This window comes from Micromonospora sp. WMMB482 (assembly GCF_019038635.1).
In the GTDB taxonomy this organism is placed as follows: Bacteria; Actinomycetota; Actinomycetes; order Mycobacteriales; family Micromonosporaceae; genus Micromonospora; species Micromonospora marina.
On record NZ_JAHOPD010000020.1, the window covers coordinates 1,848,234 to 1,865,708 of the forward strand.

Here is a 17,475-nt window from a genome sequence, read left to right on the forward strand (position 1 = left end):
ATGGCCCGGGCACGGATCGCGGCGCTCCTCCTCGCGCTCGGCGTACTCGCCGGGGCCACGATCTCCTGGCCGGTGATCGGGGCGGCCACACCCGCGTACGCCGCCGCGCCGGTCACCCAGGCGCGCGCGGAGCTGTGCACCACCAAGGAGTGGCAGGCCGACTTCCGGTCCTGCGTCGGCAGGCTCAAGGCCGTCAGCGAGGACCAGGTCGAGTGCCGCAACGCGCCGGTGCCCGCCGCGCCGGACTCGGGCCTGGCCGGCTGGTTCGCGTCCCGGCCCGACTCGGCGAAGGAGCCCGGCCCCAAGGGTCTCTACAGCGACTACGGGTACGCCGGATACAGCTACAACACGTACGACATCGACGGCGGCTGCGCCTCCTCGGTGCTGCATCCGGACTACCGCTTCACCACGATGGTCGCCAACGGCGAGTTCATGTTCGCCAACGCGGTGATCGGCGCCTCGAACGCGCTGCGCGAGCGCGCCTGGGATCCGCGGACGATGTGGAGCTGGGCCGACCCGCTGGTGGAGCAGGCCACGAAGGCCGTCTACCAGAAGGTCTTCAGCGTCTTCGGCATCATCACCGTCTGCGTGGTCGGTCTCTACCTGCTCTGGCGGTCCCGCCAGTCGGACATGAGCAACGCGATGACCACTGCGGGCTGGGCGCTGCTGGTGATGGTGGCGGTGACCGCGCTGGCCGCCTGGCCGGTCAAGTCCGCGAACATCGCCGACAACACGCTGATCACCACGCTGGGCGTCGTGCACGACGCGGTCGGTCCATCCACCAAGGACACACCGCCGGGCCAGTGTGACGACCCGAATCCGCAGGCGTGCAAGGATCATCGTCCCCCCGCCGTGCGGGCCAGCGACACCGCCACCGAGACGATGCTCTACCGGAACTGGCTGCGTGGTGTGCTCGGCTCGGCGGACAGCGAGACCGCCAAGAAGTACGGCCCGGCCCTGTACGACGCCAAGTCCCTGACCTGGGAGGAAGCGGAGAAGCTTCGCCAGAACCCGGCGACCCGCGAGGGCACGATCAAGGCCAAGCAACAGCAGTGGGCTCGTGTCGCCGAGCAGATCAAGACCGAGGACCCGGAGGCGTACGAGTATCTCCAGGGCACCCGGGACATGGACCGGATCGGCGCCGGGTTCATCGCGGTGCTGGCCTCGGTGCTGTTCGCCATGTTCGACCTCACCGCGTCGCTGCTGGTGCTGCTCGGCTTCCTGATCTTCCGCTGGGCGGTGATCGCCGCGCCGATCCTCGGCACGGTCGGCCTGATGCGCCCGGCCAGCGCCGGCCTCCGGCGGCTGGCGAACGCGGTGGTCGCCGCGGTCTTCAACATCGCCATCTTCGGCACCGGAGCGGCCATCTACCTCTTCGCCGTCGATTTGATCATGAACACCGCCACGCTGCCCGGCTGGCTCCAGGTGGTGCTGGTCTGGCTCTGCGGGGTGGTCGGCTGGTTGCTGCTGCGGCCGTACCGCCGGATCACCCAGCTCGGCGGCAAGGACAGCAGCGAGGCGGTCAGCTCGGCCGGATCCTGGCACCGGCGGTTCTTCCGGGACATGCGGATCGCCGCCCGGCTGGACGTGACCGAGCCCGGCGGCACCAACGAACCGGCGATCGGCAAGCGTCGCACCGTCACTGCCGACCAGCGCAGCCTGCGGCCGGAGGCCCGGCACGAGGATCCGGCGCACAGCGCCACGCCCGCCGAACGGGAACGGCCGGACGGGCGGGAACGGCCGGACGGGCGGGAACGGCCGGACGGGCGGGAACGGCCGGACGGGCGGGAACGGCCGGAGGAGGCGCCCGCGACCGGGCGCCCCACCGGCACACCCCGGCCCCGGCGCGCGCCGTCGTCCTGGACCGAACCGGACGTGCCGGAGGAGTCGCCCTCCTACGCCGTCTACCGGCCGGACTCGGCGGGCCGCGGCACCTCCCCGGCCCGGCCGGCGCCGCGCATCCGCTCCGAGGCCCGGTGAGTCCGGTGCGACGCGCGCTGGAACTCCTCTTCACCCGGGTTCTCCGGTCCCGGATCGGTGTCGCCCTCGTGATCGCCGTGCTGGTCTTCGGCGTGATCGGCGCGGCCCGCCTCGTCGCCGGTCCGGGCGATCCGGGCCTCGGCCTGACCAGCCGCCCCACCCAGCCGATCAGCACCGCGGACCCGGAGGCCGGTGACGACGGCGTGCTGGCCAGCCCGCCGGCCGCTGTCGCCCCGAAGACCCGGCCGGGCGAGGACACGCCGGAGCAGGTCGCCGGGCGGTTCACCACCGCATGGCTGAGTGGCCCGGGCAGCAGCGGCGAGGCCTGGCAGGCCCGCCTGCGGCCGCTCTCCACCCCGGCGCTGGCCGAGAAGATGACGGGCGCCGACCCGGAGACCGTGCCCGCACGGAGGACGACGGGCGCCCCGACGCTCCGGCCCCGCACCGAGTCCTTCGTGGAGGCGGTGGTTCCGCTGGACAACGGCACGCTCCGGCTCGAACTCGTCGCACCGGACGGGCCCTGGCTGGTGGACGCGGTCGACTGGGAGCGGTCGTGACCGCCGGTCCGGCCGTCGCCGGACAGGTCCGGCGCAAACTGCGCCTGGGCGTGATCGCCACCGCCGTCACGAGCGTGCTCGCCCTGCTCTGCTGCGTCGGCGGCGCCGGTGCCTTTCTCCTCACCGAACTGGGCGGAGAGGAGGACGACCCGAAGCTCGCGGCCCTGAACTGCGACCCGGCCTACCAGGTGAACCTGACCGGCGACATGCCGCGCTTCGCCGAGTACGGCGAGCGCCAGCTGCGCAACGCCGCGGTCATCATCAAGGTCGGCCAGGACATGAAGCTCCCCGCACGCGGCTGGGTGATCGCGCTGGCCACCGCGATGCAGGAATCAGCGCTGCGCAACCTCGCGAACAGCACCGTCCCGGCGTCGCTCGCGCTGCCGCACGAGGGAGTCGGCGCCGACCACGACTCGCTCGGCCTGTTCCAGCAGCGGCCCGGATGGGGCAGCGTCGAGCAGCGGATGACGCCCTCGTATGCGGCCCGCAAGTTCTACCAGAAGATGGAGAAGGTGCCGAACTGGCAGCAGCGCCCGCTCACGGTCGTGGCCCAGCAGGTCCAGGTCAGCGCCTACCCCGACGCCTACGCCAAGCACGAGGAGCTGGCCGGGCGCATCGTCGACGCGCTGGCCGGCGGCGCCGCCCGGACGGTGGAGATCGCCGGCAAGGCGGTGTGCGACGCCGCCGCCGGAGACCGGATCGCCGCCTCCGGCTGGACCGCGCCGCTGCCCGGCGGCGTGGTCTCCGGCTTCCGCACCACGGCCCGTCCCAGCCACCACGGCGTGGACCTGGCCGCCTCGAAGGGCACCCCGATCCACGCCGCCTCGGCGGGCCGGGTGCTGGTGGCCCGCTGCGACCCCGACCGCTCCGGGCGGCGGGACTGCGACCGGGACGGCTGGCCGAACAAGGGTGGCTGCGGATGGTTCGTGGACATCCTGCACGCCGGCGGGTTCATCACCCGCTACTGCCACATGGTCGAACGACCCCGCGTGGTGCCGGGGCAGACGGTCGAGGCGGGCGAGGTCATCGGGCTCTCCGGCAGCAGCGGCAACTCGTCCGGTCCCCACCTGCACTTCGAGGTGCACAAGGACGGCGACCGGTCCAGCAACGGGGCGGAGAACCCGGTGCCCTTCATGCGCAAGCGGGGCGCGCCCCTCGGCGAGACCGAGTGAGGCCGCGCGGATGAGCAATCCCCTGCCCGACCCGTTCGCCGACCGGCCGGACTGGGCGCCGCTGCTGCCCCGGCCGGTGGAGACGGTGCCCGCCACCGGCGGGACCGAACTGCGCGGCCGCCGCGTGCTGGTCGGCCTGCCCGGCCTCGGCTGGCGTGGCGACCTGCGGGCCGACGAGCGGGTGGTGCAGGGCAGCCGCACCTACGTACCGGTGATCCCGGAACACGAGTGGTACCGGGCCGAGGCCGAGCAGGTGGAGGTGTTCGCGCCGCTGGTGCCCGTGGAACGGGTCTGGGTGGAGACCATCGGCGAACGGCGACCGGTGACCGGGGCGACCGCCCCGGGACTCCGGCTGGTCTCGCTGGACGTGCCGGAACGCCGGCCGCCCACGCCGGTGTTCGAGGCCGACGCGGTGACCGGGCGGCGCGTGGTGCACGTGGACAACGGCGTGGAACGGCGCGACCTGCGTGCCGTCACCGAGACCTACTCCGGCGCGGACGGCGACATCTGCGTGCGGGTGACCCCCGAGCTGGAGTGGTACCGGTGGGCCTGGCGCGGCCAGGCGCCGACCACGTTGGAGGTGCCGGTACACCTGCTCTGGCTCGAGTAGGTCTCAGCCGACCTTACTTGCCCCACAGACGCGCCATCCGTTCCGCTCGACGACCCGAAACTGCCAGTCCTCGCGGCGACTGCTTCGCGTCTGACCATCGGCCGAGCTTGAGATGGTCAGCGTCGTGGTCACTGACTCACCGTCGCCGTTCTCGACCCTGGTCAGGGGCCCCCAGCTGGCTCGGACCACGACGTTGAAGTTGGCCTCCCGCTGTTCCATCTCCGCGCGGAGGCTTCGGAGCGCATCAGGATCCCCCCCGGACTCGCAGACGAACTCCTGCGCCTTCGTGTCGTTGCGGTCCACGAGGAAGGCTCGGAGATAGTTGTCCACCACGACGTCGGGGGCGCTTCGGTCCGGGGCCGTCGCGCGGTCGTACAGTACGAACCCGGCCACCCCGCCGACAGTGCAGAGCACCGCCAGCACCCCCGCGACGACCGCGAGAACTGTGCGCACCGGGCGCTTGGGGCGTACCGGGGCGGGAGCGGGCGCGGGGGGCGCCAACTGCTCCGGCGGGGTCCGCTGCGCCGGGACTCGGGACACCTGGGAACCGGCGGGGGGCTGCACTGATTCCACCTCCTGAGGCTATCGGCTGCGCCTCGCGTACCCAATGCCTGGAACCGGCGGATCGTGGCGAACCGCCGGGCGGACGCCGACCGGCGGTGGGGTGAGGCTGCTCACCGGCGACCAGCTCACCGCGCCGACCGACATCCCGGTGGACGGACGCCGCCTGGGTTACCGTCACACCTCGGGGAGGACATGTCGGCCTCGGAAAGAGAGGTGGACGCGGTGGCGACTCCGAGGGCGCGCGCCGGCCGGGCCGCCGCGCTGCACCGCCGGGCCGAGGCCGCCGCGACGGCGGCGGCGGGCATCCTCGACGAGATCCGGCCCGCGCCGGCCGATCATCACCGGCAGTACGAGCTGGCCGAGCGCCTGCGGGCGGCGGCCGAAGTAGCTGCGCCCGGTTGGGCCGGCGGGCCGCTGGAAACGCTGAGCGCGACGACCGCTCCCGGTGACGGCCTGCCGCCGCTGGTCCGGGTCGGCACCGCCGCGCCGCTCGACGACGCCCGCTTCCCCGCGCTGGTGCCGCTGCTCGGCAGCGGCCACGTGAGTCTCGACGCCGACGCCTCCGACGCCCGGGTGGCCGGGCTGCTCCGCGCGCTGCTGCTGCGCGTCTTCGCTGCCACACCGGCGGGCGCGCTGCTGGCGCGCGCGATCGATGGCGGTTCCGGTGCGACCTTCACCGGGTACGCGCCGCTCGCCGACGCCGGCCTGCTGCCGCCGCCCGCCACCGACCTCACCGGGATGCGTGCGGTGCTCGCCGAGGCGGAACAGTGGGTGGCCGCCGGGACGGCCCGGCAGCGCGGGCACGACCGGACGCTGCTGCTCGTGGTTGCCGCGCTGCCAGACGGTACGACCACCGCCGACCTCACCCGGCTCGCCGGGCTGGCCGAGGGCGGGCCACGTGCCGGGCTGCATCTGGTGCTCGCCGGCTGGCCGGGCGGCAGTCAGCTGCCGCGCGCCACGGCGGTCACGGTCCGCACCGCGTATGCGCTGGTCGGCGACCCGCACGGCGCGGGCTTCAGCAGTCCCGGGGCCGAACCGCCGGGCGGGTTGAACTCGCCCGTGTTCCTCGACGAGGATCCGCCCCCCGGCCTGGTCGCGGAGGTGTGCGCGCGGCTGGCCCGGCAGATCGAGGACGGCTCCCGCCTGTCCCTGGGCGATCTGCTGCCGGCCGACGGTCTCTGGACGGCCGGTTCGGCGGACGGGCTGAGCACCACTGTGGGTGACGCCGCCGGGCGCCCGGTCAGCCTGGGCTTCTCCGAGCTGACCCCGCACTGGCTGGTCAGCGGCCGGGGCCAGGCGGGCCGGTCGGCGTTCCTGACCGACGCACTGTTCGGCCTCGCCGCCCGGTACGGCCCGGACGAGCTGGTGCTCTACCTGGCCGACCTGGCCGACGGCGAGTCCTTCGTGGAATTCCTTCAGACCGAGCGGGACCGCTCCTGGGTGCCGCAGGTGCGCGCCGCCGGGATGGCGGCCGACCGGGAGTACGTGGCCGACCTGTTCGGCGAGCTGGAGGCGGAGCTGCGCCGCCGCGAGGAGGCGTCCTGGCGGGCGGGTGGGCAGCGCTACGCCGAGCTGCGGCAGCACCAGCCGCTGCCCCGGATCGTCTGCGTGGTCGACAACTTCCCGCTGGCGCTGCGCGAGCGGGACCGGCTCGCCGCCGACCTGCTGGCCCGGTTGGACGCGCTGGCCCGCGCCGGCCGGTCGTACGGGATCCACCTGGTGCTGGCGGGCGAGGGTGACCTGGGCATCGGCGGTCCGCGTGACCCGCTGCTCGGCCAGTTCCCGGTTCGGGTGGCGCTGCCCGGTGGTTCGGCGGTGCTGGAGCCGGCGAACGACTCGGCGGCCGGGCTGCCGGTGGGCAGCGCGGTGGTGAACACGGCTGGTGGTCTGGGCGGTCCGCGCGGCGCGACCCGGGGACACGAGCGGATGATCCGCTTCCCTGATCCGTACGAGGATCCCGAGGTCCTGACCGGCTTGCGTCGACGGCTCTGGGAGGCGCGGGGCGAGTCGGCGGCGCCGCCGGTGGTCTTCGCCGGGTACGCCCGCCCGCTGCTGGCAAACGATCCGCGGCACCGGGCCGCGCTCGCGGGGCGGGCCCACGCGCCCGCCGCGTTGCTGGGCCGGGCGGTTGACGTGCGGCGGTCCACTGTGACGGTGCCGCTGGGGCCGGGCGCGGGGCGGAACCTGGCCGTCCTGGGGCGGGACGAGGAGGCCGAGCGGCTGCTGGTCACGGCGGTTCGCAGCGCGGCGGCGGCGCATCCGGGCGCGGCCCGGTTCGTGCTGGCGCCGCTGGCGAACGGGTCGGCCGAGCCGGCCGGGGTGCTCGCCGCCGAGCTGGCGGGACGCCACCGGGTGGAGACCGTCGACGCGGCCGGGCTGCGGACCGCCATGGAGTCGGACGAGCCGGGCTACCTCGTGGTCTTCGGGCTGGACGTCCCGGACGCCACCGAGCTGCCGCCCGACCTGCTGCGGACGCTGCTGCTGGAGGGTCCGCCGGCCGGCCGGCACCTGCTCGGCTGGTGGCGGACACCGGCACCGCTGGCCGGGCTGCTCGGCCCGGAGGGCGAGGTGGACAAGCTCACCGCCGTGGCGGTCACCGACGTACCGGGTGGCCGGCTGGAGCAGCTCTTCGACCGCCCGGTCTGGTGGCGGCCCCGGCCGGGACGCGCGGTGCTCTGGGACGGCCCGGACGAGCAGGGCACCGTCTTCGTGCCGTTCGGCGCGGCCGAGGTGGCGACCGCGCAGATCGAGCCGGATCCGCGGGCCACCGACCGCGCCGGGGAGGGGGCCGCATGAGCGAGACCGGCACGGCCGTACCGGGGCCCCGCTCGGGCGGTCCGGCCACTGTGGCGGACCCCGCCGAGTCGGCCTGGGCGGAGTACGTCGCGGCCGCACGGGCGCTCGACGGTGTACGCCGGGCGGCGGCCACCGCTGCCGGGGAACAGGCGCGGTCGGTGGCCGCGGCCCGCGAGGAGCTGACCGCGGTACGGGAACGGCTGGCGCCACAGCAGTCCCGGCTGCGTGATCTGGGCGTACCGGCGATGTCGCTGGTCCCGACGCCGCCGGAGGTGACCGAGGCGGCCCGGTCGATGGCGGGCGGGCCGTCGGCGGTGCTGGCGGCGCTGCGCGCGGCCGGGGACTGGGCGGACGCGGCGGACGACACGATGAGCGCGCGTGGCCTGCCGCGGCTGGCCCGGTGGCCGGCCCGGCCCCGCAACCTGCTGGTGTACGGGCCGCTGGCGCTCGTGGTGCCGCTGCTCCAGCTTCTGCTGTACGCGGTCGCCGGTCCGGGACCGGTGACTGTGCTGGCGCTGCTGGTGGGGCTGCCGCTGCCGGCTGTCGCGTTCATGCTGGGCTGGCTCGCGGTGGGGCGGGTCTTCCGCCCGCGGCCCACCGACCGGGTGGACCGGACGCCCCGCTTCGGCGCCCTGGTCTGCCTGGTTCCGGCGGTGCTCACCGCCGCCGGACTGCTGCTGGCCATGCTGCCCGGCTGACGACGGCCGCGCCTCCCGGGCGGGAGTATGCGGCCGTGGGTGCCGGTCGGGTCAGCGGGCCATGATCAGCGTCATCGCCTCGGCCCGTGACTTCGCGTCGTTCTGGAGACCGCCGCGTACGGCGGACGTGATGGTCTTCGCGCCCGACTTCTGGATGCCGCGCATCGCCATGCACATGTGTTCGCACTCCAGCACCACGATCACGCCGCGCGGGGCGAGGCTGGACATCAGGAGATCGGCGATCTGCGAGGTGAGCCGTTCCTGCACCTGCGGGCGGCGGGCGAACACCTCGACCAGCCGGGCCAGTTTCGACAGGCCGGTGATCCGGCCGTCCGGGCCGGGAATGTAGCCGATGTGCGCGCTGCCCCGGAACGGCAGCAGGTGGTGCTCGCAGAGGCTCATCACGTCGATGTCCCGGACGAGCACCAGCTCCTCGTGGTTGGCCTCGAACGTGGTGCGGAGCACCTGCGCCGGGTCGACCCGCAGGCCGGCGAAGAGTTCGGCGTACGCGCGGGCGACCCGGGCCGGCGTCTGCTGGAGGCCGTCGCGGTCCGGGTCCTCGCCGACCGCGATGAGGATCTCGCGGACCGCCTTCTCGATCCGGGCGAGGTCGACGCTGTCCTCCACCGGGCCACCGGTGAGCTTGCCGCTGATCAGGCGCGCGGCCACGTAGTCGAGCGCGTCGTCGCCGTCGGGCTCGGTCGCGGAGACGGCCGACTCCCTGTGGTGGGAGCCGGCCGTCGTCGGATCGCTGTTCAGTGCGTACCGTCCGAGTTGTTGCTGGAACCACCGATCGAGGCGGCGGCGTCGGCGCGGGCCTGCGTGGCCAGCGCCTCCTTCTCGGCCGGGGTGAGCACCGGCGGCTCGGTGGAGGGCTGCCGCTTGCCGAAGCCGTGGTACGGCGCCATCGGCGGGCGCTTGACCACGCGCGCGCAGATCCGGGCCATGTCGGCGGTGGAGAGCGTCTCCTTCTCCATCAGCTCCAGGACCATGTTGTCCAGGACGTCCCGGTATTCCACCAGGATCTCCCAGGCCTCGTCGTGGGCCAGCTCGATCAGCGCGCGCATCTCGCCGTCGATCTCGGCGGCCACCGCGTCGGAGTAGTCCCGCTCGTGGCCCATGTTGCGGCCGAGGAACGGCTCGTCGCCGCTGGTGCCGTACTTGATCGCACCGAGCTTGGAGCTCATGCCGTACTGGGTGATCATCGCGCGGGCCAGCTGCGTGGCCTTCTCGATGTCGTTGCCGGCGCCGGTGGTCGGCTCGTGGAACACCAGCTCCTCGGCCGCCCGGCCACCGAGCGCGTACGCCAGGGTGTCGATCATCTCGGCCCGGGTCTGCGTGTACTTGTCCTCGGTCGGGAGGACGAGCGTGTGACCCAGCGAGCGACCCCGGGACAGGATGGTCACCTTGTGCACCGGCGCGGCGTGCGGCAGCGCCCAGGCGACCAGCGCGTGCCCACCCTCGTGGTACGCGGTGATCTTCTTCTCCTGGTCGCTCATCACGCGGGTCCGGCGCTGCGGGCCGGCGATCACCCGGTCGATCGACTCCTCCAGGGAGTCGTTGGTGATCGCCCGCTGCTCCTTACGAGCGGTGAGCAGCGCGGCCTCGTTGATCACGTTGGCCAGGTCGGCGCCGCTGAAGCCCGGGGTACGCCGGGCGACCGCGTCGAGGTCGACGTCGGGCGTGAACGGCTTGCCCTTGGCGTGCACCCGCAGGATGGCCTTGCGGCCCTCCATGTCGGGGGCGTCGACCGGGATCTGCCGGTCGAACCGGCCCGGGCGCAGCAGCGCCGGGTCGAGGATGTCCGGCCGGTTGGTGGCGGCGATCAGAATGACGCCGCCCTTGGTGTCGAAGCCGTCCATCTCGACCAGGAGCTGGTTGAGCGTCTGCTCCCGCTCGTCGTGGCCGCCGCCCATGCCGGCGCCGCGGTGGCGGCCGACCGCGTCGATCTCGTCGACGAAGACGATCGCCGGGGCGTTCGACTTGGCCTGCTCGAACAGGTCGCGGACACGGCTGGCGCCGACACCGACGAACATCTCGACGAAGTCGGAACCGGAGATGGAGTAGAAGGGCACCCCGGCCTCGCCGGCGACCGCGCGGGCCAGCAGCGTCTTACCGGTACCGGGCGGGCCGAACAGCAGCACGCCCTTCGGGATCTTGGCGCCCAGGGCCTGGTATTTCGCCGGGTTCTGCAGGAAGTCCTTGATCTCGTGCAGTTCCTCGACTGCCTCCTCCGCCCCCGCGACGTCCGCGAAGGTGGTCTTCGGCGTGTCCTTGGTGATCATCTTCGCCTTGGACTTGCCGAAGTTGAGCACCCGGGAGCCGCCGCCCTGCATCTGCGACATGAAGAACAGCAGCAGGAGCACGAGCAGCGCGATGGGAAGCAGGTTGACCAGCAGGCTGACCCAGATGCTGTCCGACGACACCTTGGTGTCGACCGGGCCGGTGATGCGGTCCGCCGCCTCGGCCTCGCGTACCTGGTTCCAGACCTGGCCGCCGACCTCGTACGGGAACTGCGCCTCGATCTTGTCAGTGGTGGTGTCGCCGTCGAACTTGGCCTTGTCCTTCAGGTCGAGCTGGAGCGTCTGCTCCTTGTCCTGGAAGACGACCTTTTCGATGCCGCCCTTGTTGAGCTGGTCGAGCGCGACGGACGTGTCCACCCGGTGGTAGCTGGGACCAGCGGTGAACAGTTGACTGAGCACAACGGCGCCGAGGATGACCAGGATGATCCAGACCACCGGTCGGCGGAAGAAACGCGTACGTTCCATGCTGTAGTCGGGTGCCGAGGCGCCCGCATCCTCCTGATCGACGTCCTGACCGTCTGAATGGTGTCGCCGCCTTGGGCGGCGGCCGGGGCCGCCGTGCGGGCCGGCCCGACCCCCGGGGCACGCAAACTGCCGCACCACGGTCATTCGACGGTACACCGTGCGCGCGAGGAGTGAGCTTGCGAGCCCCGCAGTCGCGCACATTCGAAACCTCGGCGCGCGCGACGAGTGAGCTTGCGAGCCCGGCACTTACGCGTAGGGCGAACCCGGGTTCTGAGCCGGCGTGGCGGGGAGCTCCGCACCCGGTCCGCCCACACCGCACGGTCAGCGGTGCGAGGGGCCAGGCGTGGAGGGTGCCTCCACGTCACCGGCCCCTACCGTAGACCGGAAGACTGAGAGCCCGCTGAATGTCAGCTGACGACGGGCTCGGCAGACCCCCTCAGGCCCGCGCGTACACCTCGGGCTTGAGCACCCCGACGTAGGGCACCTCGCGGTACCGCTCGCCGAAGTCGAGCCCGTAGCCCACGACGAACTCGGTGGGGATGTCGAACCCGACGTACTTGACCGGGACCTGCACCTTGACCGCGTCCGGCTTGCGGAACAGCGCGACCACCTCGACGCTCGCCGCGGAGCGCGACTCCAGGTAGCGCAGCAGCCAGGACAGCGTCAGGCCGGAGTCGACGATGTCCTCGACGACCACGACGTGGCGGCCGGCGATGTCCCGGTCCAGGTCCTTGAGGATGCGGACCACGCCGGACGAGGTGGTGCCCTGGCCGTAGGACGAGACGGCCATGAACTCCAGCTCGGCGGGCGGACCCTGGCGGCCCAGCGCGCGGGCGAAGTCGGCCATGAACATGACCGCTCCCTTGAGCACACACACGAGCAGCAGGCCGTCCTCGACGTGGGCGTAGTCCGCCGAGACCTGCTTGGCCAGCTCCGCGGTCTTGTCGCGGATCTGCGCCTCCGAGATGATCACGTGGTCGATGTCGGCGTCGTACCAGGAGCCGTCAGCCATGCTCCTAGCCTGCCGTACGCCCCCGCGCCGCCGTCGGCGGGGCCGCCCCTTTTGGCGCGGTCCCGCCGGGGATTTTCGGCGCGAACTGAATAAATCACCTCAGCAGGTACGGGAGCGCCAGCGCTGCCCGTCGTCGCTCGGCTTCCAGTCGGCCGAGTCGCGGGTGTCGGCGGTGAACCCGAAGGCGCTGGCGCCGACGAGGAGGAGCAGGAAGAGCAGGAGCAGCAGAACGGTCATGGCGGCGCTCGCTTTCGCATGATGGAGACTGTTTTCGCCGCCGGTGCGCACCGGACACCATTGATTCTGCGACCCACCGACCGATCCGGACAGTGGCCGGAATGTCATTGAGCATCGATTTCCTGCCACCTGTCGGGTTACCCTCGTCACATGCTCCGCGCCGTCGCCGTCATCGCCATGGACCAGATCGCCGCGTTCGAACTCGGCGTGCTCGCCGAGGTCTTCGGCACCGACCGCACCGCCGACGGCTTCCCCGGATACCGGTTCGACGTCTGCACCGCCGACGGCAGCGCGGTCCGCAGCCGATCCGGCTTCCTGCTCACTCCCACCGCCGGCCTGGGCCCGGTCGAGGACGCCGACCTGGTGGCGGTGCCCGCGCACGCCGACGGCACCCCGATCCCCGAGCCGGTGCTCGCCGCGCTGCGCCGCGCCGCCGACCGGGGCGCCTGGCTGCTGAGCGTCTGCGCCGGCGCGTTCGTCCTCGGCGAGGCGGGCGTGCTCGACGGGCGCGACTGCACCACCCACTGGCGGTACACCGACGAACTCCAGCAGCGCTTCCCGGCCGCCCGGGTCCAGTGCGACTCGCTCTACGTGCAGGACGACCGGCTGCTCACCAGCGCCGGCACCGCCGCCGGCATCGACGCCTGCCTGCATCTGGTGCGCCAGGAGCACGGCTCGGCGGTGGCGACCAGGCTGGCCCGCCGGATGGTCGTGCCGCCGCACCGCGACGGCGGCCAGTCGCAGTACGTCGAGGCACCGATCCCCAAGGCGCCGGAGGCACCCACACTGGAACCGGTGCTGGAGTGGCTGATGGGGCACCTGCGCCGACAGGTGACTGTGGACGAGCTGGCGGCCCGCGCCGGGATGGCCCCGCGTACGTTCGCCCGCCGGTTCCGCGCCGAGACCGGCACCACCCCGCACGACTGGCTGACCAACCAGCGGGTGCTGCTGGCCCGGCACCTGCTGGAGGACACCTCACTGAGCGTGGAGGGCGTCGCCGAGCAGGCCGGTTTCGGCGACGCGGCGGCGCTGCGGCACCACTTCACCCGCCGGGTGGGTACCACCCCGCTCGCCTACCGCACGACTTTCCGAGACCGCCAACCCACCTGACACCCCGCCCCCGCCCCGGACTCGCCCCGGTTCGCCCCGGTTCGCCCCGTCGATCATGAAGTTGACCGCGCGTTCCGCCCGTTTTCTCCCCGTCAACTTCATGATCGACGCCCTCAGGCCCGCCTCCAGGCGTGCACCGCCCCGCCCTCCCGGCGGTGATCAAGGAGTTTGAGGGCTGGGGAGGGTCGGAACGTGGCCAAAAGTCCTTGATCAACGGGGTGGAGGGCCCCGGGGGGGCGCGCCGGTCAGGGCAGGAGGTGGTCGGCTTGGCGGCGTACCTGGTGGTTGCCGGGGAGGTGCACCGGGCCCTGTCCGTGCCACGCCGTGACCAGGGCGTCCAGTGCCGCCACGTGACTGTGGGACAGCGCGGCCGGCGCCGCGCCCAGCTCGCGGGCCCAGGCGTGCAGCACCCGGGTGCGGACGGCGGCCGGCAGGTCGGCGAGCCCGGCGACGGACAGCCCGCCCTCCTCGGTCCGGACGTCGGCGAGGGCGGTGTCGGCGAGCGCGTCGAGCGCGGCGTTGTCGGCCGCGAGCAGCCCGGCGGTACGGGCCAGGTTCGCCACCACCCCCGGCCCCAGCGCTTCGACGAGCGCCGGCAACGCGCCGGTACGGACCCGGGCCCGGGCGTACGCGGGATCGGCATTGTGCGGGTCCGCCCACGGGTCGAGCCCGAGCGCTTCGCAGGCGGCCCGCGTGCCGGCGCGCGGGACGTCGAGCAGCGGGCGCAGCAGGGGCACCCCGTCGACGTCGCGCCGCTGCGGCATCCCGGACAGTCCGCGCGGTCCGGCGCCCCGGGCCAGCGCCAGCAGGACGGTCTCGGCCTGGTCGTCGCGGGTGTGCCCGAGCAGCACCCCGGCGGCGTCGTACCGGCGGGCGACGGCGACCAGCGCCTCGTACCGGGCCTCCCGGGCGGCCGCCTCGGGGCCACCGGGCCGGCCGTCCACGCGTACCGGAAGCACCTCGACCGGGTCGAGCCCTTCGGCGCGGGCCCAGCCGGCGACCGCCTCGGCCCGTTCGGCGGACCCGGCTTGCAGGCCGTGGTCGACTGTCACCAGGCCAGCCGGCCGCCCGAGCCGGGGGGCCACGAACGCGGTGGCGGCGGCGAGCGCGAGCGAGTCGGCCCCGCCGGAGCAGGCCACCAGCACCGGACCGGCGCCCGGCAGGCCGGTCAGCATCCGGCGGACGGCGAGCCGCACCGCGGCGACGGCGGGAGCGGGCGACGGAGAGCGGCGCGATCGAGCGCCGGAACCGGCCCGGCCCGCGCCGGAACCGGCCCGGCCCGCGCCGGAATCAGCCGGACCGGACGGACCAGCGGAATCAGCCGGACCGGGCGGATCAGCCGACGGGCGGGGTGGCACCGGCCGGCCCGTGTACGCGGTTCACCCAGGCGTCCGGGTCGCCCAGCTCGTCCAGGCGGGGCAGCGTCAGCGGCGACGCGAAGATCTTGTTGAAGCCCGTCATCCCCACCCGGTCGACCACGCCGTGCACGAACTTGCGGCCCTCGGCGTACTGGCGCATCTTGACCTCGATGCCGAGCAGCCGCCGGATCGCCTTCTCCAGCGGGTTGCCGGACTCGCGGCGCCGGTTGAACGCCGCCCGGATCGACTCGACGCTCGGGATGACCTGCGGACCCACGCCGTCCATCACGAACTCGGCGTGCCCCTCCAGCAGCGTCATCAGCGCGGTCAGCCGGTCCAGCACGGCGCGCTGGGCCGGGGTCTGCACGATGTCCAGCACGCTGGCCCGGCTCTCCGGGTCCTTGACCGCGTCGGAGAGCGTGGCCACGCCGCGGCGGAGCCGTTCCAGCAGGTGCTCGCCGCCCTGGGAGGCGTCCACGAACGCCTGCACCTCGCCGAGGAAGTACGCGCGCATCCACGGCACGGCGGTGAACTGGGTGCGGTGGGTGACCTCGTGCAGGCACACCCAGAGCCGGAAGTCGCGCGGGTCGGCGCCGAGCTTCCGTTCGACCTCCAGGATGTTCGGCGCCACCAGCAGCAGCTGGCCGGGGTCGCCGGCGAACACCTCGTACTGGCCGAGCACGCGGCCGGAGAGGTACGCCAGCACGGTGCCGGCCTGCACACCTGTCACCCGGGAGCCGATCGCCTCGGTGAGCGGGCCCGGCCGCTTGTCGCCGGAGAGGCGCTCGACCAGTGGGGACACCACCTCGCGCAGCCCGGCGATGTTCGCCGCCGCCCAGTCCCGTCGGTCGACCACGCGTACCGGCGGGTGCGCGACCTGCGCACGCAGGCCGGTGTAGTCGGCGACGTGACCGGCCGCCTCCTCGGTCAGCCGGCGCAGGTCGCCGACCACGTCGGTGGCCTCGGCGTACGACACCCGGGGGCCCGACTTGCTCAGCGCCCCCGCGGTAGCGGCGGCCAGATCCCAGTCCACGAACTGCGCCATGAACCCACCGTACCCGCGCCGGAACACCCCCACCCGGGCTCGCGCAGGCCGATCGACGCCCGTCGGTCAGCGGCAGCCGCACCCGGCCAGCGCGGAGCTGATCCGGTCCAGCGCCGCCCGGGTCTCGTCCAGCGAGCCCTGCGTGCGGTCGGTGAGCACGGCGAACGTGAGCAGCCGGCCGTCGGCCGTGGTCACCGTGCCGGCGATCGCGTTGACGCCGCTCAACGTGCCGGTCTTGGCCCGGACGACGCCCGCTCCGGCGCGGGTCGCCGCCGCCCGGTAGCGCTCGTCGAGCGTGCCGGACCAGCCGCCGACCGGCAGGCCGCCGAAGATCGCGGCCAGCTCGGGGTGGCTGCCGTTGCCGGCGAGCGTGATCAGGTCGGTGAGCAGCGACGGGCTGATCCGGTTGGTGCGGGACAGCCCGCTGCCGTCGGCCAGGCTGATCTCGCCAGCCGGCAGGCCCAGCTCGCCGAGCACCTGATCGGTGGCCGCCGCGCCACCGGCGAACGAGCCGGGCTTGCCCTTGGCGAGCGCCACCTGGCGGGCCATCGCCTCGGCGATCACGTTGTCGCTGTCGCTGATCATGATGTCGACCAGCCGGATCATCGGCAGGGACTCGACCTTCCCCAGCTCGGCACCGGGGGCCGTACCGGTGGCGCCGGACGCGGCCGGTGCGGTGCCCCGGGCGACCTGGGCGGCGCCGCCGGTCAGGCCGAGCAGCTTGGCGAACTGCCGGCCGGCGGTCAGGTCGGGCTGCGGCACCCGTTCGGCGGCGTGGTTCGTCTGCTCGGCGGTGCGCCGCGCCTCCGCCGCGTTCTTCCGGGCGCCGTCGGTCATCAGCGCGGTGATCGCCGCACCGAAGCCGCCGGTGGGGATGTCGGCGTCCCAGCCGGGCTCGAAGACCGGGCCGCTGAACAGCGACGAGTCGACGATCACCTTGGTCGGGGCGGTGCCGCCGAGCGCGTCGCGCACCTGGGCGGCGAGGTCGTCCAGCCGGGCCGCGCCCGGGTAGAAGCCGTTCTTGTCCACGGCGAGCGTGGGGTCACCGCCGCCGACCAGGACCACCTCGCCCGGGTTGGCCCCGGCCACCGCCCGGGTCGGGATCCGGTGGGCCGTGCCGCGTGCCGCGAGCACCGCCACGCCGGTCGCCAGCTTGGTCACCGAGGCGGGCACTGTGGCAGTGTCCTGGCCGCTGCCGTAGAGCGCCCGGCCGGTGCTCACGTCGGCCACCGACACGTGCACCCGGTCGCCGAGCGCGGCGGCGCGGACCAGCGGGTCCAGGGCGGAGCGGATGCCGGCCCCGGTGGGCAGCGGGGCGTTGCCGTCCGGCCCGGCCAGCACGGCCGGCGGGGAGGGCTCGGGCGAGGCGGCGGCCGCCGGGCCCGTGCTGTCGTCGTCGCCCAGCCAGCCGGCAATCGGGCCGGGGCGCAGCACCGCGAGCCCGGCCACCGCCAGGGCCAGCACGAGCACGCAGGCGAGCACCGCGACGAGCCGCCGGCCGCGTCGCGGTCGGCCCGGGGGCGGCCCGGAGGGTACGGGCGGCGCGGCGCCGACCGGCGGGACCGGCG

The 17,475-nt window shown here is 73.8% G+C and carries 15 protein-coding genes; 7 read left to right on the forward strand and 8 right to left on the reverse strand.

The window, feature by feature from the left end; genetic code table 11:
* From KSK32_RS09610 to KSK32_RS09625, 4 genes are read left to right on the forward strand one after another with little or no spacing between them, the layout of a single operon-like run.
* Positions 1-1,980 carry an MFS transporter gene (locus tag KSK32_RS09610; RefSeq protein ID WP_216930543.1) on the forward strand — a complete coding sequence of 660 codons (1,980 nt, stop codon included), beginning with the start codon at positions 1-3 and terminating at the stop codon, positions 1,978-1,980.
* Positions 1,977-2,537, forward strand: a complete 561-nt coding sequence (locus KSK32_RS09615; RefSeq protein WP_216930544.1) for a hypothetical protein — start codon at positions 1,977-1,979, stop codon at positions 2,535-2,537. Before KSK32_RS09610 ends, KSK32_RS09615 begins: the two co-directional genes overlap by 4 nt.
* The gene (locus tag KSK32_RS09620; RefSeq protein WP_216930546.1) at positions 2,534-3,709 is read left to right on the forward strand and encodes a M23 family metallopeptidase; all 1,176 of its coding nucleotides are present in this window, start codon (positions 2,534-2,536) and stop codon (positions 3,707-3,709) included. The genes KSK32_RS09615 and KSK32_RS09620 overlap by 4 nt, the downstream gene beginning before the upstream one ends.
* A 10-nt stretch (positions 3,710-3,719) precedes the next feature.
* Entirely contained in the window at positions 3,720-4,319 is a 600-nt protein-coding gene (locus KSK32_RS09625; RefSeq protein WP_216930548.1) for a hypothetical protein, read from the forward strand.
* A 3-nt stretch (positions 4,320-4,322) separates the two neighbouring features.
* Here KSK32_RS09625 and KSK32_RS09630 read toward each other — a convergent pair whose 3' ends face one another.
* Positions 4,323-4,883, reverse strand: a complete 561-nt coding sequence (locus tag KSK32_RS09630) for a hypothetical protein (RefSeq protein ID WP_216935946.1) — start codon at positions 4,881-4,883, stop codon at positions 4,323-4,325.
* Positions 4,884-5,096: 213 nt separating this feature from the next.
* Here KSK32_RS09630 and KSK32_RS09635 point away from each other — a divergent pair, with 213 nt between their 5' ends.
* Together KSK32_RS09635 and KSK32_RS09640 are read left to right on the forward strand one after the other, a co-directional pair.
* Positions 5,097-7,679 (forward strand): FtsK/SpoIIIE domain-containing protein, encoded by a 2,583-nt coding sequence (locus tag KSK32_RS09635; protein WP_216935948.1) that lies wholly within the window; start codon positions 5,097-5,099, stop codon positions 7,677-7,679.
* The gene (locus KSK32_RS09640) at positions 7,676-8,377 is read left to right on the forward strand and encodes a hypothetical protein (protein WP_216930550.1); all 702 of its coding nucleotides are present in this window, start codon (positions 7,676-7,678) and stop codon (positions 8,375-8,377) included. Before KSK32_RS09635 ends, KSK32_RS09640 begins: the two co-directional genes overlap by 4 nt.
* Before the next feature lie 51 nt (positions 8,378-8,428).
* Here KSK32_RS09640 and folE read toward each other — a convergent pair whose 3' ends face one another.
* The 4 genes from folE to KSK32_RS09660 form a co-directional block, all read right to left on the reverse strand.
* Complete coding sequence (gene folE / locus KSK32_RS09645; protein WP_018786604.1) at positions 8,429-9,046, reverse strand: GTP cyclohydrolase I FolE; 618 nt, start codon at positions 9,044-9,046, stop codon at positions 8,429-8,431.
* 86 nt (positions 9,047-9,132) lie between these two features.
* Positions 9,133-11,145, reverse strand: coding sequence for an ATP-dependent zinc metalloprotease FtsH (ftsH, locus tag KSK32_RS09650; protein ID WP_018786603.1), 2,013 nt, complete (start codon positions 11,143-11,145; stop codon positions 9,133-9,135).
* A gap of 436 nt (positions 11,146-11,581) precedes the next feature.
* The gene (gene hpt / locus KSK32_RS09655) at positions 11,582-12,157 is read right to left on the reverse strand and encodes a hypoxanthine phosphoribosyltransferase (protein WP_013288988.1); all 576 of its coding nucleotides are present in this window, start codon (positions 12,155-12,157) and stop codon (positions 11,582-11,584) included.
* A gap of 99 nt (positions 12,158-12,256) precedes the next feature.
* Complete coding sequence (locus tag KSK32_RS09660; RefSeq protein WP_018786602.1) at positions 12,257-12,394, reverse strand: hypothetical protein; 138 nt, start codon at positions 12,392-12,394, stop codon at positions 12,257-12,259.
* A 150-nt stretch (positions 12,395-12,544) separates the two neighbouring features.
* Between KSK32_RS09660 and KSK32_RS09665 the strand changes: the two genes are divergently transcribed.
* Positions 12,545-13,504, forward strand: coding sequence for a GlxA family transcriptional regulator (locus tag KSK32_RS09665; protein ID WP_216930552.1), 960 nt, complete (start codon positions 12,545-12,547; stop codon positions 13,502-13,504).
* Between the two features lie 245 nt (positions 13,505-13,749).
* Here the strand turns inward: KSK32_RS09665 and tilS are convergent, their stop codons facing one another.
* From tilS to dacB, 3 genes are all read right to left on the reverse strand, one after another.
* Positions 13,750-14,679, reverse strand: coding sequence for a tRNA lysidine(34) synthetase TilS (gene tilS / locus KSK32_RS09670; protein WP_216935950.1), 930 nt, complete (start codon positions 14,677-14,679; stop codon positions 13,750-13,752).
* A gap of 160 nt (positions 14,680-14,839) precedes the next feature.
* Positions 14,840-15,907: a zinc-dependent metalloprotease gene (locus tag KSK32_RS09675; RefSeq protein WP_216930554.1), complete on the reverse strand. Its 1,068-nt coding sequence runs from the start codon at positions 15,905-15,907 to the stop codon at positions 14,840-14,842.
* A 66-nt stretch (positions 15,908-15,973) separates the two neighbouring features.
* Positions 15,974-17,389 (reverse strand): D-alanyl-D-alanine carboxypeptidase/D-alanyl-D-alanine-endopeptidase, encoded by a 1,416-nt coding sequence (dacB, locus tag KSK32_RS09680; RefSeq protein ID WP_216935951.1) that lies wholly within the window; start codon positions 17,387-17,389, stop codon positions 15,974-15,976.
* Positions 17,390-17,475 lie beyond the last annotated feature (86 nt).

Coding starts and splice junctions, on each gene's coding strand:
- KSK32_RS09640 (WP_216930550.1), top strand. CDS start 7,676: ATGAGCGAGACCGGCACGGCCGTACCGGGGCCCCGCTCGGGCGGTCCG.
- hpt (WP_013288988.1), bottom strand. CDS start 12,157: ATGGCTGACGGCTCCTGGTACGACGCCGACATCGACCACGTGATCATC.
- KSK32_RS09610 (WP_216930543.1), top strand. CDS start 1: ATGGCCCGGGCACGGATCGCGGCGCTCCTCCTCGCGCTCGGCGTACTC.
- KSK32_RS09665 (WP_216930552.1), top strand. CDS start 12,545: ATGCTCCGCGCCGTCGCCGTCATCGCCATGGACCAGATCGCCGCGTTC.
- ftsH (WP_018786603.1), bottom strand. CDS start 11,145: ATGGAACGTACGCGTTTCTTCCGCCGACCGGTGGTCTGGATCATCCTG.
- KSK32_RS09675 (WP_216930554.1), bottom strand. CDS start 15,907: ATGGCGCAGTTCGTGGACTGGGATCTGGCCGCCGCTACCGCGGGGGCG.
- tilS (WP_216935950.1), bottom strand. CDS start 14,679: ATGCTGACCGGCCTGCCGGGCGCCGGTCCGGTGCTGGTGGCCTGCTCC.
- KSK32_RS09625 (WP_216930548.1), top strand. CDS start 3,720: ATGAGCAATCCCCTGCCCGACCCGTTCGCCGACCGGCCGGACTGGGCG.
- KSK32_RS09660 (WP_018786602.1), bottom strand. CDS start 12,394: ATGACCGTTCTGCTGCTCCTGCTCTTCCTGCTCCTCCTCGTCGGCGCC.